The 25,398-nt window shown below is 64.8% G+C and carries 26 protein-coding genes; 10 read left to right on the plus strand and 16 right to left on the minus strand.

Annotated elements, in window-relative coordinates; genetic code table 11:
* The first annotated feature begins 15 nt into the window (after positions 1 to 15).
* From IWX77_RS04785 to IWX77_RS04800, 4 genes are all read left to right on the plus strand, one after another.
* Entirely contained in the window at positions 16 to 204 is a 189-nt protein-coding gene (locus IWX77_RS04785; protein ID WP_196843384.1) for a DUF3054 domain-containing protein, read from the plus strand.
* A 151-nt stretch (positions 205 to 355) separates the two neighbouring features.
* Positions 356 to 703 carry a type II toxin-antitoxin system Phd/YefM family antitoxin gene (locus tag IWX77_RS04790; RefSeq protein ID WP_196843385.1) on the plus strand — a complete coding sequence of 116 codons (348 nt, stop codon included), beginning with the start codon at positions 356 to 358 and terminating at the stop codon, positions 701 to 703.
* Entirely contained in the window at positions 700 to 1,089 is a 390-nt protein-coding gene (locus IWX77_RS04795) for a type II toxin-antitoxin system VapC family toxin (RefSeq protein WP_196843386.1), read from the plus strand. Before IWX77_RS04790 ends, IWX77_RS04795 begins: the two co-directional genes overlap by 4 nt.
* Positions 1,070 to 1,309, plus strand: a complete 240-nt coding sequence (locus IWX77_RS04800; protein WP_196843387.1) for a hypothetical protein — start codon at positions 1,070 to 1,072, stop codon at positions 1,307 to 1,309. The genes IWX77_RS04795 and IWX77_RS04800 overlap by 20 nt, the downstream gene beginning before the upstream one ends.
* Positions 1,310 to 1,366: 57 nt before the next feature.
* Here IWX77_RS04800 and IWX77_RS04805 read toward each other — a convergent pair whose 3' ends face one another.
* From IWX77_RS04805 to IWX77_RS04830, 6 genes are all read right to left on the minus strand, one after another.
* The gene (locus IWX77_RS04805) at positions 1,367 to 2,179 is read right to left on the minus strand and encodes an FAD:protein FMN transferase (protein WP_196843389.1); all 813 of its coding nucleotides are present in this window, start codon (positions 2,177 to 2,179) and stop codon (positions 1,367 to 1,369) included.
* Positions 2,180 to 2,234: 55 nt separating this feature from the next.
* Positions 2,235 to 2,777, minus strand: a complete 543-nt coding sequence (locus IWX77_RS04810; protein ID WP_196843390.1) for an FMN-binding protein — start codon at positions 2,775 to 2,777, stop codon at positions 2,235 to 2,237.
* The gene (locus IWX77_RS04815) at positions 2,774 to 4,198 is read right to left on the minus strand and encodes a ferredoxin reductase family protein (protein WP_327012067.1); all 1,425 of its coding nucleotides are present in this window, start codon (positions 4,196 to 4,198) and stop codon (positions 2,774 to 2,776) included. The genes IWX77_RS04810 and IWX77_RS04815 overlap by 4 nt, the downstream gene beginning before the upstream one ends.
* Before the next feature lie 118 nt (positions 4,199 to 4,316).
* Complete coding sequence (locus IWX77_RS04820) at positions 4,317 to 4,544, minus strand: FUSC family protein (protein ID WP_327012076.1); 228 nt, start codon at positions 4,542 to 4,544, stop codon at positions 4,317 to 4,319.
* A gap of 65 nt (positions 4,545 to 4,609) precedes the next feature.
* Complete coding sequence (locus IWX77_RS04825; protein WP_196843393.1) at positions 4,610 to 7,153, minus strand: ATP-dependent helicase; 2,544 nt, start codon at positions 7,151 to 7,153, stop codon at positions 4,610 to 4,612.
* 55 nt (positions 7,154 to 7,208) lie between these two features.
* Positions 7,209 to 8,321 (minus strand): glycerophosphodiester phosphodiesterase family protein, encoded by a 1,113-nt coding sequence (locus IWX77_RS04830; protein ID WP_196843394.1) that lies wholly within the window; start codon positions 8,319 to 8,321, stop codon positions 7,209 to 7,211.
* A gap of 244 nt (positions 8,322 to 8,565) precedes the next feature.
* On the opposite strand from IWX77_RS04830, the gene IWX77_RS04835 reads away from it, so the two are divergent.
* The 3 genes from IWX77_RS04835 (at position 8,566) to IWX77_RS04845 (ending at position 11,112) form a co-directional block, all read left to right on the plus strand.
* Positions 8,566 to 9,384: a Bax inhibitor-1/YccA family protein gene (locus IWX77_RS04835; protein ID WP_196843395.1), complete on the plus strand. Its 819-nt coding sequence runs from the start codon at positions 8,566 to 8,568 to the stop codon at positions 9,382 to 9,384.
* Positions 9,385 to 9,475: 91 nt separating this feature from the next.
* Positions 9,476 to 9,628 (plus strand): hypothetical protein, encoded by a 153-nt coding sequence (locus IWX77_RS04840; protein WP_196843396.1) that lies wholly within the window; start codon positions 9,476 to 9,478, stop codon positions 9,626 to 9,628.
* A 170-nt stretch (positions 9,629 to 9,798) separates the two neighbouring features.
* Positions 9,799 to 11,112: an MFS transporter gene (locus IWX77_RS04845; protein ID WP_196843397.1), complete on the plus strand. Its 1,314-nt coding sequence runs from the start codon at positions 9,799 to 9,801 to the stop codon at positions 11,110 to 11,112.
* A 12-nt stretch (positions 11,113 to 11,124) separates the two neighbouring features.
* On the opposite strand, the gene IWX77_RS04850 is transcribed toward IWX77_RS04845, so the two are convergent.
* The 7 genes from IWX77_RS04850 to IWX77_RS04880 all read right to left on the minus strand — a co-directional run bounded on the left by IWX77_RS04850 (position 11,125) and on the right by IWX77_RS04880 (position 16,797).
* Positions 11,125 to 11,421, minus strand: coding sequence for a HigA family addiction module antitoxin (locus IWX77_RS04850; protein WP_196843398.1), 297 nt, complete (start codon positions 11,419 to 11,421; stop codon positions 11,125 to 11,127).
* An 11-nt stretch (positions 11,422 to 11,432) separates the two neighbouring features.
* Positions 11,433 to 11,714, minus strand: a complete 282-nt coding sequence (locus IWX77_RS04855; RefSeq protein ID WP_196843399.1) for a type II toxin-antitoxin system RelE/ParE family toxin — start codon at positions 11,712 to 11,714, stop codon at positions 11,433 to 11,435.
* A 221-nt stretch (positions 11,715 to 11,935) separates the two neighbouring features.
* Positions 11,936 to 13,549: a glutamine-hydrolyzing GMP synthase gene (gene guaA / locus IWX77_RS04860; protein WP_196843400.1), complete on the minus strand. Its 1,614-nt coding sequence runs from the start codon at positions 13,547 to 13,549 to the stop codon at positions 11,936 to 11,938.
* The gene (locus tag IWX77_RS04865) at positions 13,546 to 13,980 is read right to left on the minus strand and encodes a DUF3817 domain-containing protein (RefSeq protein WP_196843401.1); all 435 of its coding nucleotides are present in this window, start codon (positions 13,978 to 13,980) and stop codon (positions 13,546 to 13,548) included. Before IWX77_RS04865 ends, guaA begins: the two co-directional genes overlap by 4 nt.
* Before the next feature lie 9 nt (positions 13,981 to 13,989).
* Positions 13,990 to 14,772 (minus strand): SURF1 family protein, encoded by a 783-nt coding sequence (locus IWX77_RS04870; protein ID WP_297412740.1) that lies wholly within the window; start codon positions 14,770 to 14,772, stop codon positions 13,990 to 13,992.
* A 5-nt stretch (positions 14,773 to 14,777) separates the two neighbouring features.
* Complete coding sequence (locus IWX77_RS04875) at positions 14,778 to 16,259, minus strand: cation:proton antiporter (RefSeq protein WP_196843403.1); 1,482 nt, start codon at positions 16,257 to 16,259, stop codon at positions 14,778 to 14,780.
* A 4-nt stretch (positions 16,260 to 16,263) separates the two neighbouring features.
* On the minus strand, positions 16,264 to 16,797 hold the full coding sequence (locus IWX77_RS04880) for a cation:proton antiporter regulatory subunit (protein WP_297412739.1): 534 nt from the start codon (positions 16,795 to 16,797) through the stop codon (positions 16,264 to 16,266).
* Positions 16,798 to 17,014: 217 nt separating this feature from the next.
* Here IWX77_RS04880 and IWX77_RS04885 point away from each other — a divergent pair, with 217 nt between their 5' ends.
* Positions 17,015 to 18,040, plus strand: a complete 1,026-nt coding sequence (locus IWX77_RS04885; RefSeq protein WP_196843404.1) for a hypothetical protein — start codon at positions 17,015 to 17,017, stop codon at positions 18,038 to 18,040.
* Between the two features lie 246 nt (positions 18,041 to 18,286).
* On the opposite strand, the gene IWX77_RS04890 is transcribed toward IWX77_RS04885, so the two are convergent.
* The 3 genes from IWX77_RS04890 to guaB all read right to left on the minus strand — a co-directional run bounded on the left by IWX77_RS04890 (position 18,287) and on the right by guaB (position 22,840).
* Positions 18,287 to 20,017: a glycerol-3-phosphate dehydrogenase/oxidase gene (locus tag IWX77_RS04890; protein WP_196843405.1), complete on the minus strand. Its 1,731-nt coding sequence runs from the start codon at positions 20,015 to 20,017 to the stop codon at positions 18,287 to 18,289.
* Positions 20,018 to 20,117: 100 nt separating this feature from the next.
* Positions 20,118 to 21,236, minus strand: a complete 1,119-nt coding sequence (locus IWX77_RS04895; RefSeq protein WP_196843407.1) for a GuaB3 family IMP dehydrogenase-related protein — start codon at positions 21,234 to 21,236, stop codon at positions 20,118 to 20,120.
* A 101-nt stretch (positions 21,237 to 21,337) separates the two neighbouring features.
* A complete protein-coding gene (gene guaB, locus IWX77_RS04900) occupies positions 21,338 to 22,840 on the minus strand; it encodes an IMP dehydrogenase (RefSeq protein ID WP_196843408.1) in 1,503 nt (500 codons plus the stop codon).
* Positions 22,841 to 23,114: 274 nt separating this feature from the next.
* Here guaB and IWX77_RS04905 point away from each other — a divergent pair, with 274 nt between their 5' ends.
* Both IWX77_RS04905 and IWX77_RS04910 read left to right on the plus strand, forming a co-directional pair.
* Complete coding sequence (locus IWX77_RS04905; protein ID WP_196843410.1) at positions 23,115 to 24,380, plus strand: branched-chain amino acid ABC transporter permease; 1,266 nt, start codon at positions 23,115 to 23,117, stop codon at positions 24,378 to 24,380.
* 8 nt (positions 24,381 to 24,388) lie between these two features.
* Entirely contained in the window at positions 24,389 to 25,369 is a 981-nt protein-coding gene (locus tag IWX77_RS04910; protein ID WP_196843412.1) for a branched-chain amino acid ABC transporter permease, read from the plus strand.
* The last annotated feature ends 29 nt before the right edge of the window (positions 25,370 to 25,398 follow it).

The following is a 25,398-nucleotide window of genomic DNA, read 5'->3' on the forward strand; positions in this document are numbered from 1 at the left end:
TTCTGACGTACTTCATTGCTGCTGCGGGTTGTGAGCGGTCAGGGTGTGCACGTGAGCTTCGCGATCGTCATGACTGTCGTGCTCGGCGACTTTCTGATCGGCTGGCGCGCGATCACCGCCCTCGTGCGTCGCACCCGTTCGCGCACCGCCTCCTTGTCGGGTGATAACCAAGGAAAAAGAAGTAAACAAGGATTAAACAGATGAATCATGTTCGAGTTTTATCGAACTCCTGATGAACTGCGGTCATGTCATTCGTGCCGGCCACGTTCCCAACGGATACCTTCCGCGAGCCGGAGTTTCTGCCCGGCACCGGCCAGCAACGACGGGCCAAGAGTGAGAACGAGCTGTCACCGGAATGAGAGTCGACGATGGCGTCGCGTTCGTAGAACGCCGCGTGGCGAGGGTCAGAGAATATACGCAGAGTGCTACGAGTGCTGCACTCGTGGGCACGACACGAACGATCCCGCATCGCGAGCTGCGCAACAACAGCGCTGAGGTCCTGCGTGCGGTCGAAGCTGGCGAGACCTTCCAGATAACGAATCATGGTGAAGTCGTCGCCGTGCTCTCACCGCCGCCAGCCCCGCCACTGTCAGGGATCAAGCACTATCCCGCGCGCAAGCGAGGCCGCTTGAGCGACGTGCAGCGGAGAACCATCCCCGGTGGAACCGGTGCCATTCTTGACGAGCTTCGAGAAGAACGGTGATTACCTATCTGGATACCTCCGCCGTCGCGAAACTCATCTCAGACGAGCCCGAGTCACCGGCCCTGACCGCGCACCTTGATGATGTTGCAGGGGACTCTATCCTCGTTTCTGCGACCTTGCTCGAAACGGAACTACGTCGTACGGCAACGCGAACGCGGATCCCCCAGACTGACGTGACGGCCATCATCTCCCAGGTGACGCTTCTGGAAATGGACCGGGCGCTCTGTCGGGAAGCAGGGCTGATCCAGGGAACAAGTCTTCGCAGCCTCGATGCGATGCACATTGCCGCTGCACTTCGCAGCGAGGCCGACGAATTCATTACCTATGACGCACAGCAGAGCGCCGCGGCCGCGCAGGTTGGCTTGCATGTCGTTCGGCCCGAGTAGGGCAATAAAAACCCAACGAACGGATGCCCGCGCCTCCCTCGCCAATCTCACCGAGCAGGGCTGGGCCAAGGTCGTGGCGAGCGCGCCCGGACACGTCGAAGAGGTGCGCACCGTCGTGTTCGACCCGCTGAGCGAGCGTCACGTGGCGCAACTGAGCGAGATCTGTGGCCGAATGTTGGGTGCCCTCGACCCGGAACACCGTCTGCTCGGCCTGGATTAGGCGTCACCGGGACCACCCACACATACTCGCGCGCCAAGCGACCCCTCGTACCAGACGTCAACAAGGGTCAGTGCGGGCCGGATTGACCTGGCGCAGCCCGGGTGTCGCAAGCAGCTGCCCGTCGCGCAGGACGGCGAACACGTCAATCGAAAAGCGTTCGGTGCACCGGTTCAGGGTGGCTTCGCCGCCAGCGACGATTGCCGTCGCGAGCACGTCGGCGGTCACGATATCGGCAGCAAACACGCTGACCTGCCAAAACGGCGACAGGCCGCCGGGCGCCGGAGTCCAGATGTGCTCGCCGCGCTCGGCGCTGCCCGACGTGGCCACGGCCCGCATCGGGATGCGCAGCGGCACGGTGACGAGTGCGTCCAGCCGATCCCGGGGGTTCACGATCGACACGGTCCATTCGGAGCCCGGGTTCAATCCCCCGCACACAAGAATGTCGCCACCGGCGTTGACCGTCCAGTCATGCAGCCCTGCAGTGCGCAGCGCCGCATCGGATTCGGCGATCGCGAGCGCCTTGACGACCCCGGAGAGGTCGATCACCCCGTCTGCCCGATGCGGCGTGAACACTCCATCGGTACGGTCGCGCCAGTCGAGCGCCAGGGCGTAGCAATCACGTACGGCCTCACTGGCTTCAGGCAAGCGGATGTCCCCGCGCGCGATGCGACTCAGCTCCGAAGACTCCCGGTACAGGCTGAAGCGCTCATCCCAGCGGTGAAACACCGGCTCCACGATCGCCCGCGCGGCCGCGCAAGCGACCCGCTGGGCAGCGTGGTCAGCCTCCCTCTGGATACCGTCGAGCGCATCGTCGTGCAGAACGAACCCGCCATCGGCCTCGCCGAGCCGTAGGCTGATGACCGTGCCCATCGACGGGAACCCGGCTGCCGCCCCCGATCCGGCCGCGGTCCTCACGCGCGCCGGCTCAGAACCCCGCAGCATCGAGTGCCGACTGGAGTGATTGCAGGTAGCCATCGGTGGTATAGGTCGCGCCGCTGACATTGTGTACGCTCGCCGACTGCGCCGAGAGAATCTCGGACAGCAGAACCGGGGCGGCGTAGTTGCTGATCTGTACCGAGCGCCCGTCGTGGTTGGTCAGCTGTAGGGGCGTGACGCCGGAGATCACACCGGCGTTGATGGTCACCGAGACCTGTACGTTGCCGAACCGGGTCGGAGCGACCGATCCCGTGAAGGTGCCAGACGCCGCGACCGCGGGAGCCACGTTCGCTGGAACCGCGGTCGCTGGAGCCGCGTACGCTGGGGCCGCAGTTGCGGTCGAGCCGGAGGCATCCGCGGCGGTAGACGCAGCAGCAGCTTGAGCGGCGGCAGTCGCTGGCACGGTGCTCGTGGTGCCCGACGTTGCGGCCAGATTCTGTGCGGCATCGATCTGGGCCGCGCCCAGCTCCCAGCCGATTGCGACGACAGACAGCGACGCGAGGGTGGCGGCTATCGCGGCGCGCGCTCTCACCAGTCAAACCTTTCGTAGTGGATCTGCTTCTTGGGAACCCCGCCGGCGCGAGCATCGCGCACGACGGCGTCGGTCCACGGGCGGGGGCCGCAGATGTAGATATCGGCCTGTTGGAGCTCGGGCACGATCTTGCGCAGGGTGATGCCGGCCCGGGCGGCATCCGCTGGCAGCCAGGTACTGACTCCCGTGGGTCGTTTGCCGGCAAAGATGCGCAGCTCGGCGCCGCGCATCCGGCACAGATCAGTGACTTCGTCGACGAGGTACGTATCGCCGAGGGAGTGAGAGCGCAGCAGCACGGTGGCGTGGCCGGGCGCGAAGGACACGGTTTCCAGCAGCGAGCGAATGGGAGCGACACCAATTCCGGCGGCGATCAGCACCACGCGGGGAGATGTGCGGGCGTTCTGGGTGAACAGTCCGTAGGGCCCTTCGAAACTCACCCGGGTGCCGCGCGTCAATTGGGGAAGCTGCTGGGACGCGTCGCCGAGACCACGAACGGTGATGCGCAGGCCGCGCTCGCTCGGAGCCGACGACAGGGAAAAGGGGTGTGCCTGCCACCAGAGTCCGTGGGCCCAGAACCGCCAGACAAAAAACTGTCCGGAGGTCGCCCGGAGCTTGTCCAGCTGCCGACCCGGCAACGTGATCGAGACCACGCCGGGAGCGACGGCATCCACGCGGTCCACGACGATGCGGTGGCGCAACGACCGGGTGACCGGCAGCAGAAACCGAAACAAGATGATGGAGCCGGCGACCGCCACGTAGAGAGCGAGCCAGTAGTAGCGGGCGATGGCGCCCTCACTGAGCAGGTTGCCCACGCTCAACTGGTGCGGAATGGCGACGAGCACTGACAGGTAGGCGAGCAGGTGCACGGCATGCCAAGCCTCGTAGCGAAACTTGCGGCGCACCACCACGAGCGAGGTGATGACGACGCCGATCATGAGCGCCAGTCCGAGAAAGGCGAGCGGCATGTCGGGCAGGCTCGTGAACATGTTCCAGATCTCGACGAACACGTTCACGTTTTCGGCGAGCGAATAGCCGGCGATGAGCAGCGCGGCATGACCAAGAATGAGATGCAGGGCGGGCTTGCCGAGCGACTGGTGCACGGCCATGGCCTGGTCATGGCCGAACGCGCGGTCGATCGGGGGCAGCCGGGCGGCCAGGACGAGCATTACGAGGAGAAGGTCGGTGCCGACGAGGCCGGCGACGATTCCGAGGGAGGTGAAGGCTTCAGCCGCGGTACCGAACCGGGCGGCTCCCCCATCAGCGAGAAAGATGGCGATGACGACGGCGACCGACAAAACGCAGAGAATCTGCAGGCTGTCGGCCAGGCGCATCCGCTTCTTGTAGGCCGGGTGCACCGTGGCACCGTGCGCGCGGTGCACGGGCGCCGGGCCGGTTCGGGTGGTACGTGTGTCGAGGCTCATGAGTAGAGCATCAGGCGAGCGCCCATCGAACAGCTATCGACAACCTGTGAACAATCTGTGTGTCGTCAATGCCTCGTTATCGGCGGGCAGATGGGGGTCGAGGCCAGTTCACGGATGCTCACAGCGTCGTCATCGCAACCGGACTCGTGAGGTGAACCACGGTCAGAGCGAGCGGGGTCACTGAGATCAGGGCGGCTCCGTAGTGTCGGCCGATGAGAATTTCGGCACCGAATTGGCCGAGCGCGATGATCAGAATGAGCACGGTAACCAGTGGGCCCGGCAGTAAAACGAGCACGGTCAGGCCGACCCCGAGCGTCGTGCCGATCATGCGGTGGAAGGCGCGCAGGGAGCGCGCCTTCCACTCTCACGCTTTCGGGCTGGGTGTCCCGAGCGGGACCAACGGGGTGCAGGCTAGATCTTTTCGATCGGAGCGATCTTGATCAACAGTTTCTTGGCGCCCGCGGTATCGAACTGCACGTGTGCGATGCGCTTCGTGCCCTCGCCGGTGACCTGGTTGACCCGGCCCTCGCCGAAGTCATGGTGACGGATGCGGTCGCCCGCCGCCAGCTCGAGGCTGCCGTTGTCGCGCACCGTTCCGGTGATCCTGTTCGCCCACTCGGTCTTCGGTTTGCCCGGCGGTAGTCCGGCCTGCTGCTTGCTGCGCCCGCCGAAGCCGTCGCTGGAATTGCTCGACACGCCCAGCGAGTTACCGAAGCCACCGAATCCGCCGTCGCGGCGGGCATTGAGAGCGCGCGGCTGGGTACCGCCGCGAGAATTGGCCATGCCCGGCGACTGCTTCCAATCGATCAGTTCGGCCGGAATCTCCTGCAGGTAGCGGCTTGGCATCGCCACGTTGATGTCGCCGAACTGCGCCCGGGTCATGGCGAGTGAGAGGTAGAGCCGCTTGCGCGCCCGTGTGATGCCCACGTAGAACAGGCGTCGTTCTTCGGCCGGGCCCCCGGGTTCGTTCGCCGACATCTGGTGCGGCAGCAGCCCCTCCTCGACACCGGTGAGGAACACGGCCTCATATTCGAGGCCTTTCGCGGTGTGCAGGGTCATCAGTGAGACCGTGCCAGAGGCATCGTCGAGATCGTCGGCCGCCGCGACAAGCGACACCTGGGTGAGAAAGTCGACGAGCCCGCCGTCGGGGTTCTCCTTGTTGAAATCCTTGGTCTGGGCGACGAGCTCCTCGATGTTCTCGGCACGCACCTCGTCTTGCGGGTCGCGGCTGTTTCGTAAGCCGGCGAGCAGTCCGCTCCCGTTCAACAGAAACTCGAGCACCTCGGAGACATTCGCGCCGCCGACCCCCACACCGTCATCGGTGACCGCGGTGGGCACGAGCATGAGCGCGGCCGCATCGAGCAGTTCGGCGAGCTTAAGGATGGCGCCGGTCACCTTCGGGCCGAGGCCGAGGGCTGCGGAGGTGCGCATGGCCTGCCGAAAGGTGAGCTCGTTGTCGTCGGCGAAACTCGAGAGCCCGGTCTCGGTGGCCGGGCCGATGCCACGCTTGGGGGTGTTCAAAACGCGGCGCAGGGCGAGTTCATCGACCGGATTGGCGACGGCGATGAGGTAGGCCAGGGCATCTTTTATCTCAGCCCGCTCGTAGAACTTGGTGCCGCCCACGACCCGGTACGGCGTGGCCGAGCGCACCAGAATCTCTTCGAGCGCTCGGGTCTGCGCATTGGTGCGATAGAACACAGCCATGTCGCGGTAGGCCATGCCGGCCGCGTGCAGCACCTGAATCTCGTCGGATACGAACTGCGCTTCGTCGTGCCCGGAGTACGCGGTGTAGCCGACGATTTTTTCGCCGTCGCCGCCCGCACTCCACAGCTTCTTGTCGGTGCGGTCGAAGTTGTGGCCGATCACCGCGTTCGCCGCCGAGAGGATGTTCTGGGTCGAACGGTAGTTCTGCTCGAGCAGAATCACCTTCGCTCCCGGGTAGTCGCGCTCGAACCCGCTGATATTGCGAGTGTCGGCCCCTCGAAAGGCATAGATCGACTGGTCGGAGTCGCCGACCACGGTGAGCGACGCCCCGGGAATGGCGCCGGTGGCGTCGCGTAGGTTGCGCACGTGCACGCCGTCCTCTTCCATCTCCTGGGCAAGCTCGGCCGTGACCGGGCGGGTGAGCTCGTGCACGAGGGCATACTGGGCGTGGTTGGTGTCCTGATATTCGTCGACCAGCAGGTGCCGAAACCGACGCCGATAGAGCGCGGCGACCTTGGGGAACGCGCGGAACAGGTAGACGGTCTCTCCGATGAGGTCGTCGAAGTCGAGCGCGCTTGCGGCGCGCAGCCTGGCGGTGTACTGCCGAAAGATTTCGACGAACATGACCTCTTGCGGGTCGCTCATGTTCACGTTGCGGGCGTAGGAGTCGGCATCGGCGAGCTCATTCTTGAGCTTGGAGATCTTGGCGCCCGCGGACCCGGGCGTGAACCCGTAGGTGTCGGCGTCGAGCCCCTTGATGATTCGCTTGAGCGTGACCTTGCTGTCGGCCGAGTCGTAGATACTGAACGTGCTCGACAGGCCGATCTTCTCAGCTTCACGGCGCAGAATACGCACGCACGAGGAGTGGAAGGTGCTGATCCACATTCCGTCGGACCCCTGGCCGAGGATGGCGTGCACGCGCTCACGCATTTCGGCGGCGGCCTTGTTGGTGAAGGTGATCGCGAGAATCTGGCTCGGCCACGCATCGCGGGTTTCGAGCAGGCTCGCGACCCGGCGGGTGAGCACGCTGGTCTTGCCCGAGCCGGCGCCGGCGATGATGAGCAGCGCCTGCCCTCGGTATTCGACGGCCTCTTTCTGCTGCGGGTTCAGCCCGTCGAGCAGTGGGCTTTGCGCAGCGCTGCCGGTGCCCGGGTATCCATTCGCCGCTTGTCCATGGGCATCGAGAATGATCGGCGTGGCCGAACGATTAGAGGTTGCGGGCGCGGATTCCGCGTTAAGAGGTGTGGTCATATCGATTTCCAGTGTAGGCGAGGCCCCGGACACGAGGGCCGGACACGAGGGCTGGTCAGCCCATTTCGTCGCGTACGCGCACGGCAAGATCGGGATGGTCGGCGAACACGCCGTCGATGCGCGAGTCGAGAATGACACGAAACTCCGACTGCCAGTGGCCGAAGTCTGCTGCGCGGGTGCCGCTCTGAAACGTTTTCGCCAGAAACTTGTTTTCCGGGCGCAGGGTCCAGCAGTAGATTTCCAGCCCCGCGGCGTGGGCGTCGTCGACCAGAGCGGCTGCCCCGGTGACCTCGCCCGCGTCATCCGTTTTGAGGATGAGCGATTTGGGCACGCTGATGCCGTCGAGGCCCCAGCCGTCACGACCGGTGTCGCTCGTGGCCGTGCTCGTCGCCGTGCTCGTGGCCATGCTGCTGCGGATGCCGCCGGCCGCCCGAGTAATCGAGCGTCCCACCGCGAGGCTCGCGAGGCCGTCGGCGGTGAGGTGGTCGGCATAGCTCAGAGCCCCGGCGCCCCGATCGGCGCGCTCATCGACGAGCTGGTCGACCGGATGCCCGTGGTCTTCGAGTAGAAAGATACGTTTGCCGCGCACGCCGTTGGCTCGAACTTGGGCGAGCACGCTCGGTTCGAAGCTTTCCACGGTGAGCCGGTCGGTGTTCCAGCCGGCCGCGAAGACCTCGGCGGCGAATAGTTCCGGCAGCGGCAGGCCGAGTGCGGCGAAATAGTTGGCGTGCTTGATCTCGGCGACGATGCCGAGCACACGATCGGTCTGCTCGGCCGCGGCGTCGACAAGGTCGAACAGGTCACGCAGTCGCAGAATCGGCTGTTGGTCGTCGAAGGTCGTGTTGCTCTGCCGCAGGGCGGGCAGGCGTTCCCTGGCGCGCAGAGTGCTCAGTTCGGCCCAGGTGAAGTCCTCGGTGAACCACCCGGTGACGCGCGTTTTGTCTATGTGTTTCTCCGTGCGGCGAGCGGCGAATTCGGGCCGGGAGGCGACATCCGTTGTGCCCGAAATCTCGTTCTCGTGGCGGATGACGAGCACGCCGTCGCGGGTCGCGACCAGGTCGGGTTCGACGGCATCGGCACCGAGGGCGAACGCGAGCTCGAACGCTGAACGGGTGTGCTCGGGCCGGTAGCCGCTTGCCCCGCGGTGGCCAATGACGATCGGGTACATGGTTTCAGGCTAACCGCGCCACCAGAACGGATGCTGGGGGCCGGCAACACTGCCCCGTCCTGCCCCAGCCGTCGCGGCCTGCAACACTGCCTGAAACACGACCCGCATTGCTGCAAATCAGCTGATCTACTGCGTATTTGCATGTACTTTCGGGTACCGTTGTCGATGTGCCGCACCAGGCGCTGCGCGTTGGTTTACCCGCGCGCATCGAATACTCCACCAGCTGATTGTGAGTGCTCAACCCATGGCATCCTCCAACCCCGCTTTCTCCCGCAACGAGGCGTTCGGCGCTCGTGGCGCAGTGGCGTCGTCGCAGGCCCTTTCTGACAACGATCTGCAGTCGATGTACAACCGGCCCTCCGCTGGTTCGCAAGACACCGAACGCATGACCTACGAAGACACCATCACCAAGACCGGCCTCGGGTTCGCGCTGCTGCTCGTAGCAGCGGTGATCTCCTGGGTCGCCACTCCGGTGCTGCCGTTCCTGTTCATTCTTGGTGCGATCGCCGGTTTCGTGCTCGGACTGGTCAACACTTTCAAGAAAGAGCCGTCGGCTCCGTTGATCCTCGCGTTCGGCGCGGCGCAGGGCCTGTTCGTTGGTGGCATCTCCAGTGTGTTTGAGGTCATCTATCCCGGCATCGTCACTCAGGCCGTCCTCGCAACCCTCGTCGTCGTCGTGGTCACCCTGCTGCTGTTCAAGAGCGGCAAGATCCGTGCCTCGAAGAAGGCGACCAAGGTCTTTTTGATCGCCATGGTCGGCTACGGCGTGTTCTCGCTGGTCAACCTCGGAATGATGATCTTCGGTGGCACCGACCAGGCGTTCGGCATGCGCAGTGCCAGCATCAGCATTCTCGGCATCGATCTCAAGCTCGGCGTCGTCATCGGCATTCTCGCGGTGCTCATGGCCGCGTATTCGCTCGTGCTCGACTTCGACTTCATCCAGAAGGGCGTCAACAACCGCCTGCCGCGAAAGTACGGCTGGAGTGGTGCGTTCGGCATCATGATGACCGTCGTCTGGCTCTACGTCGAGCTGCTGCGCATCTTCGCCCTCACCCGCGAGTAGCAGCACCCGCTCTCGATCAAGCGCCCTCGTTCCCAGGAACGAGGGCGCTTTTTCGTACCCCACGCACCCCACACTGTGGTTGGCTTAAGCAATGAGTTTCACTGACCTGCACACGCTGCTCCCGCTCGAAGCAAACGGCATGAACGCCATCTTCGGTTATATCGGCAGCGCCATCGTGCTCCTCGGCCTCGCTTGGGTGGTCATCCTCGCGATTCGTCGCTACCTCAAGGCACCCAAGGACTGAGCCTGCCTCGGGCCGAACCAGGCACGGCAGTCGTCAGCGGAGCGACCGCAAGTAGCGTCTACGCACGATCCGCTGAGCGAATTGAAGTCCTGCGTAGAGGGCTCGCCACGGCTGCTGCAGGACTGCCCGAGTGAGCGAGCGCAGCGTGGGCCTGCCATATACTCGGGGTCATGTCGCTCGGTCGCCCATTTCGAGCGCTCTGGGCATCGAGTGCTTCCTCCAATCTCGCTGACGGGGTCGCATTCATCTCGATGCCGCTCTTGGCAGCATCGATCACCGACGATCCACGACTCGTCGCGGGTCTGGCGACAACCTACGCCCTGGTTCGGCTTCTGGTCGCGCTGCCCATCGGGGTGTGGGTCGATAGAGTCGATCGACGCACCCTGCTGATCGGCGCCAACCTCATCAGGGGACTCGTCGTGATCGCCCTGGCCGTCTCCCTTCAGCTAGAGCTGGGAACCCTGCCGCTGCTCTACGCCGTGTTTGCCGTGATCGGAACGCTGGAGAGCGCGGCGGATAACGCATCCGTTTCTCTGCTGCCCTCGATCGTGCCCACCGAGCAGCTGGATCGCGCCAATGGTCGAATCTCGGCCGCACAGCTGATTGCCGATGAGTTCGCGGGCCCGCCGCTTGGCGGACTCGTGTTTGCCGTCGCGGCCGCGGCTCCCATGTATCTCATCGGCGGGCTCTGGGCTGCGGCCGGACTTCTCGCACTGGCGCTGCCGATCCGCTGGTTTGGTGTCGGCTCGGGGACTGAGCCTGCGCTACGCGAGCCCGCTGTTCTCAAGGCCATGCAGGGTGCCCGGTGGCTCGTTAAAAACCGCACGGTCGGTGGGCTGGCACTCATCGGCGCTCTCGCCAGCGTGGGCTACATGCTCCCCTTCTCGATCCTCGTTCTCTTTGCCGGCCAGCGCCTCAACCTCGATGCTGTCGGCTACGGCCTAATCCTCGCAATTTCAGCGCTCGGCGGCTTGATCGGATCATTCACCACCGCGCGGGTCCGAGGATGGATCGGCTACCGTTGCACGATTGTTGCGAGTCTACTCACGGGGGCAGCGGCGCTTCTCGCGCTGTCGCTTACCACCAACGCCGGGGTCGCTGCAGTGCTGCTGGCGGTCTACATCCTCCACGCCGTGGTGTGGGGAATCTGCGCCAACTCCCTTCGGCAGCGACTCGTCCCCGACGCTCTGCGAGGACGCGTTAATGCAGCGTCACGCGTGCTCAGCCTCGTCGGTCTGGCCCTCGGGTCCGCCCTCGGCGGCATACTGGCCCTCGTCAGCCTGTCGCTGCCGATCGCCGTCGGCGGCCTTGTCTTCATCGGGTGCGCGATGCTGGCCGCCGTGGTCATTCACCCACAGCGGGAGCACGACGGGGCCGTGCCCGACCGTGTCACGACCGCGTCACGACCGTGTCACGGGTGTGCACGCGAATCTCGTCAGCAGACGCATGAATACCCGCACCGAAACCAGGGTCCACGCGGGTAGCACAGGACTCCGCTAGTTGCCGATCAGGAGGTGAATGTTGTTGAGTTCATGCTCGTTTGCTGCAGCGCTGATTTCCAAATCAAATCGAGTCTGCAGATTCATCCAGAAGCGGTCCGAAGTGCCGAGGGCCTTGGCAAGGCGGAGGGCAGTGTCGGGGCTGATCGCGCGCTTGCCGTGCACGATTTCGTTGATGCGACGCGGCGGCACGTTGATTTGGTGAGCTAGGCGGTACTGGCTGACCTCAAGTGGCTTCAAGAATTCCTCTAGGAGGATCTCGCCGGGATGAATGGGTTCATGTGCGGTCGTCATGCTGACTCCGCTCAGTGGTACTGGGTAATCTCAACGTCTTCGGGTCCTGCCTGCGTCCAGATGAAGCAGATTCGCCATTGCGCGTTGATCCGGATGCTGTGCTGACCTTGCCTCGTACCTTGCAGCGACTCCAACCGGTTTCCCGGCGGCATCATTAAATCTTTCAGAGTCTCCGCCGCGTCCAAGATCAGGAGTTTGCGGTGCGCAGCGCGCTGCAGATCTGGACTAAATTGTTGGACGTGTTTCCGACGCAAGACTCGCTCGGCATGCTTTCCGGCAAAAGACAGAATCACAGCACGAGCACAACGCGATGCGTTATCAAACTCAAGGGTTGTGACCGCATCCGGAGGCAGACGATGGCAGGCTACGCGAGTGCTCGCAGCGCGTCCGTGGCGGAAAACGCCAAGCTATAAGCTCAGCCCACCACTGGCATGACCCGGCGGCGACCCGATGCCTCGCAGACACAAGTAGGGCCGGCTCGAGAGCCGGCCCTACTTGACACGCTGGCGCGGGGTCACTCCCACTCGATGGTCCCCGGCGGCTTCGACGTGACGTCGAGTACCACGCGGTTGACCCCGTCGACCTCGTTGGTGATGCGATTAGAAATCTTCGCGAGCAGGTCGTAGGGCAGGCGGGTCCAGTCGGCGGTCATCGCGTCCTCTGAAGACACCGGCCGCAGCACGATCGGGTGGCCGTAGGTGCGGCCGTCGCCCTGCACGCCCACCGAGCGCACGTCGGCCAGCAGTACGACCGGGCACTGCCAGATCTCGCGGTCGAGGCCGGCGGCGGTCAGTTCGAAGCGCACGATCGCGTCCGCCTGACGCAGCAGGTCGAGGCGTTCCTGGGTGATCGAGCCGACAATGCGGATGCCCAGGCCGGGGCCGGGGAACGGCTGGCGCTGAACGATTTCGGCCGGCAGGCCGAGCTCGGCGCCGATCGCGCGTACCTCGTCCTTGAACAGGGTGCGCAATGGTTCGACCAGTTCGAACTTGAGGTCATCGGGCAGGCCACCCACGTTGTGGTGGCTCTTGATGTTCGCGGTGCCACTGCCTCCGCCGGATTCAACGACATCGGGGTAGAGGGTGCCCTGCACGAGGAAGGCGATCGGGTCGCCGTCGGTTTGGGCGGCTTCCTTGATGAGTTCGGCCTGGGCCTGCTCGAAGGTTCGAATGAACTCGCGGCCGATGATCTTGCGCTTGGTCTCCGGGTCGCTGACGCCCTCGAGAGCGGTGAGGAACTGCTCCCGTACGTCGACGGTGACCAGGCGGATGCCCGTGGCCTTGACGTAGTCCTCTTCCACCTGGCGGCGTTCGTCCTGACGCAGCAGCCCGTGGTCGACGAAGACGCAGACGAGCTGGTCGCCGATGGCCTTGTGCACGAGGGCGGCGGCGACGGCGGAGTCGACTCCGCCGGAGAGCCCGCAGATGACCTTGCCGGTGCCGACCTGGGCGCGAATCTTGGCGACCTGCTCGGCGATGACGTTGCCGCTGTTCCAGTCGGGGTTGATGCCGGCGGCGCGGTGCAGAAAGTTTTCGAGCACGTGCTGGCCGTTCTCGGAGTGCTTGACCTCGGGGTGCCACTGCACGCCGTAGAGCCGCTTCTTGTCGTTGGCGAACGCGGCGACCGGGGTGGAGGTCGACGAGGCGAGCACGGTGAAGCCCTCGGGGGCGGTGGCGACCGAGTCGCCGTGGCTCATCCAGACGGTCTGGCTGTCGGGCTGGTCGGCCAGCAGCACGTTGTCGCCGTTGCTCACGGTGACCGGGGTCGAGCCGTATTCGCGGGCTCCGGTGTGGGCGACGGTGCCGCCGAGGGCGGTCGCCATCACCTGAAAGCCGTAGCAGATGCCGAGCACGGGAACGCCGAGGTCGAAGATGTCGGCGTCGAAGCTGGGGGCGCCGTCGGCGTAGACGCTCGACGGCCCGCCGCTCAGCACGATTCCGCGCGGATTCTTGGCGACCACCTCGGCGGCGGTGATCGTGTGTGGCACGATTTCAGAATAAACGGATGCCTCACGCACGCGCCGAGCGATCAGCTGCGCGTACTGCGCACCGAAGTCAACCACGAGAACGGGGCGATCGAGACCGGAGTCAGCGAGGGGAGCATCCGCTGTGTCAACGAGTGCACTCATGAACGCACCTCGGCAGCTTTTTTCACTTCGATCTGCTCGAGGTAACGCTTGACACGGCGGGACATGGGGCCTTCCAGGAAGAACGAGAGCGTGGGAATGATGCCGCCGAGCGCGATCAGCACGAAGAGCGGGAACGGCCAGCGCATCAGGCTCCAGAGCCGAAAATCGGCGAACAGGTACAGCACGTAGAACCAGCCGTGCACGATCAAAATGATGGTGCTCAGGTTGATGGCGGCGACCGTTTCGCGCGGCACGAAGGCGAGAAAGCCCTCGGCGCCGTTCATTTCGAGTTCATAGCCGAGGATGAACTTGGCGTACACCTCGGCACAGAGCAGCAGCAGAAAGACACCGGTGATAATGGACGACACCTGGTAGAGCCGAAGCGCACCGGGGATTCGGGAAATATCGGCGGGCTTGGGTTCAAGTGGCATGGACTAATTCTATGCGCCCGCGCTGGGAGCGCTCGCAGTCACCGCTTCGAGCGCTGCCTCTTCCTGCTCGCGTTCCAGGGCGTCGCGCACCAGGCGGTACCAGAGGAACACTGCGAACCCGGCGAAGACGACCCACTCGATCGCGTAGAAGATGTTCAGCCAGTTCAGCGACTGATCAACGTCGGGCACCGGGGAGTCGATCACGTCGAGCCCGGCCGGGGCGGCAGCGTCGACGATATATGCGGAATACACCGACTGATCGGTGAAATCAGCCCACAGATTTATCAGAGCGGATGGTGCCACCTTGGTCAGCTCCATTGGGTCGCCCTGGGGGTCGGGCAGCTCCGGGGCCTCGCCGGTGAGAAAGCGTCCGGTCAGGGTGACAGAGCCGATCTCGGGTGCGGCCTGCAGCGTGGCCACGGCGGCCTCGGCAGTGCTTTTGTCGGGGGCCCACCCGCGCGCGACGGCGATGCTGGCGGCGTCGGCATCCGTCTGAAAATGGCTGACGACCCAGAATCCCGAGATGCCGCCGTTGAAGCGCGTCGTGATGAGCTGCTCGTCACCGGCCACCCACGTGCCGTCGGCGGTAACCATTTGGCCGGTCGCGATCTGCGTCACCCCGCCGTCAGGCTGGGCAACGTCGGTGAGCGGCTTCACCTCTTCGGTGCTGCGTTCCACGACCACGCCGGACTCGATGGCGCGCTCCAACTGCCAGTGCCCGAGCAGGGCGAAGGCCGCGGCAATGCCGAGGGCAAGCAGCAGTGCGGCCACCCAGCGGGGGCGCACCATCATTCTGATCACGAATAGTCACCTGTGTGGGTTTCTCGCCCGGGTTTGCGTGCCGGTCTGTCGGCATCATCATCGGGTTCTGGGGAGTGCTGACCGAGAGCGAAATCAGCCATCGGATCCAGACCAGAATCGGCCGGATGCGAGCGTTTCACTGTGTTCACCGTATCGGCCGCCGGGTGGGAATTGGCCGAGTCGACCACCCGCTTGGCTGGACGACGGGTGTACTCGTCGGCATCCGCTGCCTGGGCGGCGGTCGCCGCCTCGACGAGAGCGATCTCTTCATCAAGCATCGGGTTGCGCGGTGGGCGGGCGGCAACGGACGCCGGCACCCGGCGGCGCAGAACCGATCCGATCTTCTCGGAATTCGCCGCGAACAGCGGACCGAGAATAGCCATGACCAGGACGTAGAGGCCCGCGAACGGCTGCAGCCGCGGATCGAGCCCGGCCGACACCGACAGTGTCGCCAGAATCAGGGTGAACTCGCCACGGTTGACGAAGATGGCGGCAGTATTGAGAGCCTCACGAGGCCCCATTTTGTGCAGCCAGGCCAGCAGCGCCCCGGAGAACAGGCTGAGCAGAAAGGTCATCACGATGGCGATGAGCACGACGACGATCACCGAACCGAACTGGGCCATGTCGAGGGCGAGGCCGAAGTTAAGAAAGAAGAATGCCGCGAATATATCGCGCAGCGGCACGGCGACGCGTTCGATCTTGGCACGGTAGCTGCTCGCGCCGAGCACGACGCCGATCAGGAATGCGCCGATCGCGTCGGTGACGCCGATGATCTCACCGATACCGGCGAACAACACCACGAGGCCGAAGAACAAAATGGTGAACAGTTCGTCGTCTTTGGTGCGCATGAGGCGCGAAACGACGCGCCCGCCCCAGCGGGCGAGCGAGAACATGGCCACGAGAAAAAGGAACGCGATGGAAAGTTGCAGCACGATCGGCCAGATCTCGGTTGCACCGCTGAGCACGACGGAGACGATCGAGAGGTAGATGGCGATGAAGATGTCGCCGACGACGGTGACGCCGAGGATCATCGGGGTCTCTTTGTTTGCGAGGCGCCGCAGTTCAATGAGCAGTTTGGTGATGATCGCGCTCGAGGAGGTACCGGTCATGCCGGCGATGACCAGGGCTTCGCGAGGACCCCAGCCCACGAGCAGACCGAAAATGAAGCCGGCGCCCATGTTGATGAGCACCCAGGACCCACCGGAGATGATCAGGGTCTTGGCATTGCCGAAGAACTCTTCCTGGTCGAACTCAAGGCCGAGGCTGAAGAGCAGAAGAATCAAGCCGAACACGGCAATGAGCTCGATGTCGCTGGACTGAAAGTCGAGGGGGAAGAAGTCGGTGTTCGGGCTCGCGAGTACGCCTACGATCATATAGATCGGGATGGTGGGGAGCCCGATCAGTTTGCCCAGGCGGCCAAGAACGTAGGCAACGACGAACAGAATGCCAAGAACGAGGAGGTCTTCGCTCAGGTGCATCGGCCTACCCCCCGGGTGGAACGTCGACGGTCTTCGCCTTCACTTCACCGGTGCGAAAGAACGCGAAGGCCTTGACGACCTTTTCGGGCGAGCCGGCGACGACGAGGGTGTCACCGGGAAAGACTTTGAAGTCGGCGGCAGGGGCGGGGTTGGCGGATTCGCCGCGCACGACGGCGACCACGGTCAGTCCGGCGATGCCGCGGTCGGCGGGATTGCCGAGCGACTGGCCGGCGATATGGTCTTCGTAGTCGACGGTGAACCAGTCAATGCTGAGCCCGGGAATCTGGTCGAGGGCGGTGAGCGACTCGGTGATCTGGGTGCCGCCGAGCAGCTCGGCGAGGGTATGCGCCTCGTCTTCGTTGAGCCGCAGCGAAACCTTACTCGCGTCGGGGCCGCCCTCGTCGTCGGCGAAGGTAATGAGGTCGCTGTGGCCGGAACGGTGGGCGATAACGCCAACCTTGCCGCCGTCATCCGTGATGAAGGTGTGCAGCACACCCACGCCGGGAAGTTTGACCCGCCGAACATCAACCATTGTCATGACTCCTGAGGTTTAGGGGCAGTGCTGCCAGTCTATCGGAGCCGCTTTTGACCCCGTGCGCCCGTCGTATCCGTCGCAGCGCCCGGTGCCGGTGGCCGCGCCAGCTCCAGGTGGCGCGGCCACCGGCACCGGGCGCGGTGAGCGACCACGGAGCTGAGTTATGCACAGATGCACCGGCGTGCGGCCCAAGCAACCCATTTGCTGCCATTCTCTGGCCATGGCAAACACGGCGCCCTTCGAACCTGCATCGAACCACCTGCCCGCAGCCCGCGTGCGGCCAGACGGCCTCATCCTGTCCTGCGATGCTGCGGCGATCGGACTGCACGAGGCGCTTCGCACTGAGTTTGCCCACCGCCGAGTCACCCGGCTGCGGCGCGGCGTCTATCTGCCCACCCCGCACTGGGAACGCCTCGATCTCGACGCGCGCTACCTTTTTCGCATCCGCGCCTACGCTGCGGTCAGCGCCGATCCGCCGGTGTTCTCCCACTACTCCGCGGCGGCGATCTGGGGGTTCCCCCGACCATCAAGCTGGCCGACGGATGTTCACATCGATGTCCCGCAGGCATCCGGCGGTCGTTCCAAACCCGGCATCGTGCGGCACAGCGCCACCGCCCCGGACGCCCTGGCAACCCGGGCCGTCATGCGAGGTGGACTGTTCGTCACGTCGGCGGCGCACGCCGCTGTCGCGATGGCTCGCATTCTGCCGTTTCCGCAAGCCGTCGCGATGATGGACCGGAGTATCCACGTGCCGCGCATGATGGCACCCGGAGGCGGCCCGGGAACGACGCTGGCCACGCGCGACGAGTTGCAGGCGGCCCTGGACACCCTCGGCTGCTCCGGCCGCTGCTCCGGCAGAACTGCGGCACTTCGCGCCGGGGACTTCGCGTCGACAAAGTCCGATTCAGGCGGGGAATCGATCAGCCGCGCGCACATGTTCTTGCTCGGGTTCGCCGTTCCCGAGCTGCAGGTACGCTTCGACGATGCCGCCGGGTTCATCGCTTTTGTCGACTTCTTCTGGCGAAGCATCAACAAGGTCGCGGAGTTCGACGAGCTCGGCAAGTATCTGAAGGACGCGTACACCCGCGGACGCACCACCGCCGAGGTCGTCATGGACGAGAAGCACCGTGAAGATCGAATTCGCGCGTGCGGGCCATCCGTTTCACGGTGGGACTGGCCGATCGCGCGCGACCTCGCAGCGTTCGGAGCGTACCTCGCGCGCATCGGCGTACCTCGGGTCCGGTAGCGACCCCGACCTGGCTGCTCGCCCCTGCCAGACGTCATGGTCGCACCCGACGCCGGTGAGTTGCGCCCTCGCCGCGCCCGGTATCGGTGCCCGCGCCAGTTTTCGGTGGCGTGCCTGGGTGGTTGAACCGTCGCCGCGCCCGTTACCGGTCGCCGCGCCAGTTATAGGTGGCGCGGCCACCGGTACGTGGCGCGGTGAACTCGGCGAGCGGGCGCGCGATAGGGAGCGGGCGCGCGGGCCGGCGCGCTAGTTGGTGACCACGATGTCGGGGGCTTCGAGGCGCACTCGGTCGGCGGATTCGTCGTTGGGCTCCTCCTGCGAAGCACGCTCGGCGGCGACCCGGGTGAGGTAGAAGCCCACCTCGCGGTCGACGCGCTCCTGGTCCCAGCCAAGAACGCCGGCCATCAGCGCGGCGGCGACCGGCGCAGCCGAGACCCCGCGGTCCCACGCCTCGATCGAGATGCGGGTGCGACGGGCGAGCACGTCTTCGAGGTGCAGGGCGCCCTCGTGTGAGGCCGCATAGACGACCTCGGCACCGATGTAGTCGTCGGCGCCGGGCAACGGCTCGGCGAGCGCCGGGTTCGCCCTGATCAGGTCGAGCAGTTCGTCGGCGAGGGTGCCATAGCGGTTGAGCAGGTGTTCCACCCGCACCGTGTGCAGTCCGAACGCCCTGGCGATCTTGCCGCGCTTGTTCCAGGCGGCCTGGTATCCCTCAGCCCCCAGCAAGGGGATGTCGTGGGTCGCCGACCCGGGGATGCGTCCGTCGAGGGCCGAGACCGCGGCATCCACTGCGTCTTTGGCCATGATGCGGTAGGTGGTCCACTTGCCGCCGGCGATCACGACGAGGCCGGGCACGGAGTGCCCGACAAGGTGTTCGCGGGACAGCTTCGAGGTCTGGTCACTCTCACCGGCCAGGAGCGGACGCAGCCCGGCGTAGACGCCCTCGACGTCTTCGCGGGTGAGCGGCACGCTCAGCACGGAGTTGATGTGTTCGAGAATGTAATCGATGTCGGCTGCTGTCGCGGCCGGGTGCGCCTTGTCGAGGTGCCAGTCGGTATCGGTCGTGCCGATGAGCCAGTGTCGGCCCCACGGAATCACGAACAGGACGCTCTTTTCGGTGCGCAGCAGCAGACCCATGGCGCTTTGGAACCGGTCGCGCGGCACCACGAGGTGCACGCCCTTCGACGCCCGCACCTTGAAGGTGCCGCGTTCGCCGACCATGCGCTGGGTGTCATCGGTCCAGACGCCGGTCGCGTTCACGACCTGCTTGGCCCGAACGTCGAAGTGTTCGTCGGTCTGCAGGTCGTGGGCGTGCACGCCCACGACGCGCTCCCCCACCTTGATGAACCCCTCGACCCGCACCCGGCTGGCCGCGTGCGCACCGTAGAACGAAGCCGTGCGCACGAGCGACGACACGTAGCGGGCATCGTCGACCTGGGCGTCGTAGTACGTGATGCCGCCGACCAGGACGTCATTGGCGAGGCTCGGAATGAGCTTCTGCACCTGGCTCTTCGACAGGTGGCGGTGGTGCGGCACACCGGGCGGGCGCCCGCCGGTGTACGAGAAAATGTCATAGAGCAGCATGCCGGCGCCGATGTAGAACCGTTCGGTGAAGCGCTTCTTGAGCGGGTACAGAAACCGCACCGGCTTAACGAGGTGCGGCGCGATTCGCTGCAGCAGCAGGCCCCGCTCGGTGAGGGCCTCGCGCACCAGACGAAAGTCGAGCTGTTCCAGATAGCGGATGCCGCCGTGCACAAGCTTGGACGACCGGCTCGACGTGCCCGACGCCCAGTCCCGCGCTTCCAGAATGCCCACACTCAAGCCGCGCGTGACGGCATCAAGGGCGGCGCCGGCGCCGACGATGCCGCCGCCGACGACAAGAATGTCGAGTTCTTTGTCTTTGAGCTTGGTGAGAGCGGCGACCCGCTCCTCAGGCCCTAATTTTGTGGACCGGGTAACCGAATTGTGGGAAGCCATTGCTACTCCTGTTCAGACTCAGTGTTCAAGACGAGAGGTCAGGGCGTGCTGCGACAACATTGTTGCGGGTGATCGAAGAAAAGTACGTCTATCTTCGACGCTAGTTCACTCGGTACGGCGCGACAACCACTTCAACCCGTTGAAATTCTTTGAGATCGGAGTAGCCGGTGGTTGCCATCGACCGACGCAGCGCGCCGATCAGGTTGGCGGTGCCGTTGGCGACCGGCGCCGGGCCGTACAGAATCTCCTCGAGCGGGGCGACGGAGCCGACCTCGACCCGCTTGCCACGCGCCAGCTGCGCGTGGTGTGCCTCGGCGCCCCAGTGGAATCCGCCACCGGGGGCATCCGTTGCCCGGGCCAGCGCGGTGCCGAGCATGACGGCGTCGGCGCCGCAGGCGACGGCCTTGACGATGTCGCCCGACGTGCCGAGGCCACCGTCGGCGATGACGTGCACGTAGCGGCCACCCGATTCGTCCATGTAGTCGCGACGCGCGCCGGCAACGTCTGCTACCGCGGTCGCCATCGGGGCGTGGATGCCGAGGGTCGTGCGGGTGGTCGACGCGGCTCCTCCGCCGAAACCGACCAGAACGCCCGCGGCTCCGGTGCGCATGAGGTGCAGGGCAGCCGTGTAGGTGGCCGCGCCGCCGACGATGACGGGAACGTCGAGTTCGTAGATGAACTTCTTGAGGTTGAGCGGTTCCTGGTTCTGCGACACGTGCTCAGCCGAGACGGTTGTGCCGCGAATGACGAACAGATCAACGCCAGCGTCGACGACGGTTTCGTAGAGCTCCTGGGTGCGCTGGGGCGAGAGGGCCCCGGCCACTGTGACGCCGCCGGCGCGAATCTCGGCGAGGCGGGCGGTGACGAGCGCCGGCTGGATCGGGGCGGAGTACATCTCCTGCATGCGGGCGGTCGCCGTGTCAGCGGGCAGTCTGCGAATTTCGGCGAGCAGCGGCTCGGGGTTCTCGTGCCGGGTCCACAGACCTTCGAGGTCGAGCACGCCGACGCCGCCGAGCTGGCCCATCATGATGGCGGTGGTGGGCGAGACGACGGAGTCCATCGGTGCCGCGAGCACCGGAATGGCGAACTGGTAGGCGTCGATGGTCCACCCGACCGACACGTCCTCCGGGTCGCGGGTGCGCCGACTGGGCACCACCGCGATGTCGTCGAAGGCGTACACGCGGCGTGCGCGCTTGGAACGGCCGATCTCGATTTCCATGGTTTCAGTTTAGCCGACCCGTACCGGGCCCTCGTCGTGGAGCACTACAAAACGAACTAAGCCCGGATACCAGCAGCCATCCGGGCTGGGTTCGGCAATGACTAGCGGCGGTAGTTGGGCGCCTCGACCACGATCTGCACGTCGTGCGGGTGCGATTCCTTGAGCCCGGCGGGCGTGATGCGCACGAACTTGCCCTTCTGCTTGAGCTCGGCGATGGTGCGGGCGCCCACATAGAACATGGACTGACGCAGGCCGCCGGTGAGCTGGTAGGCCACCGCCGCGAGCGGGCCGCGGTACGGAACCTGGCCTTCGATGCCCTCGGGAATGAGCTTCTCATCGCTCGGCACGTCGGACTGAAAGTAGCGGTCCTTGGAATACGAGGTCTTTGAGCCGCGGGTCTGCAGCGCGCCGAGCGATCCCATGCCGCGGTAAGTCTTGAACTGCTTGCCGTTGACGAACACGAGTTCGCCGGGGCTTTCGGTGCAGCCGGCGAGCAGGGAGCCGAGCATGACGGTGTCGGCGCCGGCCACGAGGGCCTTGGCGATGTCACCGGAGTACTGCAGTCCGCCGTCGGCGATGACCGGAACACCGGTTTCGCGTGCGGCAAGCGAGGCCTGATAGACGGCAGTGATCTGAGGAACACCCACACCGGCCACGATGCGGGTGGTGCAGATGGAGCCGGGACCCACGCCCACCTTGATGGCGTCAGCGCCCGCGTCGACGAGCGCCTGGGCGCCCGAACGGGTGGCTACGTTTCCACCGATCACGTCAACGTCGGCGAAGGCCTTGTCTGATTTTAGACGGCGAATGATGTCGAGCACGCCGGCACTGTCGCCGTTGGCGGTGTCCACTACGAGCACGTCCACCCCCGATTCGAGCAGGGCGCTCGCGCGCTCCCAGGCGTCGCCGAAGAAGCCGATCGCCGCGCCGACACGCAGGCGCCCACCGTCATCCTTGGTGGCGAGGGGATACTCTTCGCTCTTGTCGAAGTCCTTCACGGTGATCAGACCGGTGAGCTTTCCGCCGGCATCGATCAGCGGGAGCTTCTCGATCTTGTGCCTGGCGAAGATCGCGAGTGCATCTTCGGGGGCCATACCGACTTTGCCGGTGATCAGCGGGGACGTCGTCATGATCTCGCGCACCCGGGTGAGAGCCTTCTTGGCGTGGGGCACGAAGCGCATGTCACGGTTGGTGATGATTCCGACGAGAACACCCGCGCCGTCGATGACGGGTAGCCCGCTGATGCGGAACTGGCCGCACAGGGCGTCAACCTCGGCCACGGTCGCGTCGGGCGAAGTGGTGACCGGATTGGTGATCATTCCGGATTCGCTGCGCTTGACCAGGTCGACCTGTTCGGCCTGGTCGCCGATCGAGAGGTTGCGGTGCAGAATTCCGAGGCCGCCCTCGCGGGCCATGGCGATGGCCATGCGCGTCTCGGTGACGGTGTCCATGGCGCTCGAGAGCAGCGGCAACGACACGTCGATTCGCCGGGTCAAGCGGGACTTGGTGACCGCCTCACTCGGAATGACGTCGGTGTGCCCCGGCAGGAGCAGCACGTCGTCGTAGGTGAGCCCGGTGAATCCGAACGGATCTGGCTGATCCATGAAACCCCTTACCTATAGCAAAAAACAGAAAATTATCCGGCAGAACGCGTGAAACAACCGGTCCTCCAATGTTAAGCGTGTTTGGGCTCATCACATTCCGCCCACGAATTGTGAGCCAGTGCGGAGTTTCGAAACATATAGGACATAATCGGCACGTACTCTCAACAACGACGTTGGCAGTACTTGCCCGGCGCCCGCCCGGTCACCCACCGGTCGGCACCAACATGGAGGTCCCGTGAAGTCCACTCTTACGGCTCAGAGATACGTACCCAGGATGTTGGCCATCCTGTTTGTGACGCTTCTCGCAGCCCTCACCCTGGCCACCTTCTCGGCGGGCAGCGCGCACGCCGACGAGGTGGGCACCGAGTACAACTTCACCCTCTCGGGCAACGTGCAGTTCAACGGAAAAGCCCTCGACCGTGTTTCCATCGCCGTCGACGGTAACGGTTACAAGGCCGACACCGTGACTGACGCCGAGGGCAAGTGGTCGATCGGGGTTCCCGAAAAGGGCACCTACAAAGTAACCCTGGACGAAGAGACCCTGCCGAAGGGCGTCATCGTCGCCAAGGGCGCCAATGTCATCAATGCGGAGTTCGGGCTGACCGACCGCCGCTCGGTGAACTTCTTCCTCGGTGAAGGCACCCGCACCACGGTCAGCTTCTTCGACCAGTTCGTCAACCGGTTCGTGAACGGCGTGAACTTCGGCCTGCTGCTGGCCCTCGCCGCGATCGGCGTGTCGCTGATCTTCGGTACAACGGGCCTGAGTAACTTCGCCCACGCCGAAATGATCACCTTCGGCGCCCTCATGACACTGGTCTTCTCGGTGACCCTCGGCCTGCCGATCTGGCTGGCCATCCTGATCGCGATTGTGCTCAGCGGATGCCTCGGCTGGGGTCTCGACGCGGTCCTGTGGAAACCGCTGCGCAAGAAGGGGGTAGCCGTTATCCCCCTCATGATCGTCAGCATCGGCCTGTCGCTCGCACTGCGCTACCTTTACCAGTATTTCTTCGGCGGCGGCACGAGCCAGCTGCCCGGTGCCGGTATGGCCGACCTCAAGTTCGGCGCGATTTCGCTCTCGCCGATTGACCTCGCGAGCATGGGCATCAGCGTTGTCGTGCTGCTCGCTGTCGCCTACTTCTTGCTGCGCACCCGCGTCGGCAAGGCCACCCGCGCTGTCTCGGACAACCCGAGCCTCGCCTCGGCGAGCGGCATCGACGTTGACGGCGTCATTCGCATCGTCTGGGTGGTCGGCGCAGCCCTCGCCGGGTTGAGCGGCGTGCTCTGGGCCTACTTCAGGCCCGGCGTGAGCTGGGACATGGGGTTCCAAATGCTTCTGCTCGTGTTCGCCGCCGTGACACTCGGTGGCCTCGGTACCGCGTTCGGCGCCCTGATCGGCTCGATTATCGTCGGCTTGTTTGTTGAGTTGTCGACGTTGTGGCTTCCGTCCGACATGAAGTACGTCGGCGCCCTTGTCGTGTTGATCCTGGTGCTGCTGCTTCGGCCGCAAGGCATCCTGGGTCGCAAAGAGAGAATTGGTTAGGGGTTCACATGGACTGGGGAGCAATCTTTAGTAACGCAGCCGTCGAGCTGATCAGCCCGACCACGGCCGCATACGCCCTCGCCGCCCTCGGGCTCGCGGTGCATTTCGGCTACACCGGTCTGCTCAACTTCGGCCAGGCCGGGTTTATGGCTCTTGGAGCCTACGGCTATGCGATCTCGATTCTGACCTTTGGGTTTCCCGTCTGGGGAGCCTTTCTGGTCGGCGTCGGGGCATCCGTTTTGTTCGCCCTGATTTTGGGTATTCCGACGCTGCGACTGCGCGCTGACTACCTCGCGATCGTTACGATTGCCGCCGCCGAGATCGTGCGGCTGTTGTTCACGACAAACACGTTCGCGTCGGTCACCGGGTCGGCCAACGGACTGAGCGGCTACAAGAACGAGTTTGCGGCGCTCAACCCGCTCGCCGACGGCACCTACGGCTTCGGCCCATTCACGAACAACGCCTACGACACCTGGCTGCGCATCGTGGCCTGGTCAATCGTGATTCTCGCCGCGCTGCTGGTCTGGCAGATCATGCGCAGCCCCTGGGGCCGTGTTATCAAGGGCATCCGGGAAGACGAAGACGCCGTGCGCGCGCTCGGCAAGAACGTCTACGCCTACAAAATGCAGTCACTCATTTTCGGTGGTGTTCTCGGCACCATCGCCGGCATGATCTTTGCCCTGCCGCGAGCGGTCGTGCCGTCGAACTACCAGACGACACTGACCTTCTTCATCTACGCCATCCTGCTACTCGGCGGAGCCGCGACGGTGCTCGGCCCGATCATCGGTTCGATGATCTTCTGGGTGCTGCTGTCGTTCTTCTCCGGTTTCGTCGCCCGGGCCGTGGAGGCAGGCTGGTTGCCGTTCATGTCGAGCATCCAGGCCGGGCAGCTACGTTTCATCCTGGTCGGGGTGGCGATCATGCTGATTGTGATTTTCAGACCGCAAGGCATCTTCGGAAACAAGAAGGAGTTGGCTTTTGTCCGCTAATACTGTTCCCACTGGCACGGGCCCCGCTG

Source organism: Cryobacterium sp. CAN_C2, assembly GCF_015751745.1.
In the GTDB taxonomy this organism is placed as follows: Bacteria; Actinomycetota; Actinomycetes; order Actinomycetales; family Microbacteriaceae; genus Cryobacterium.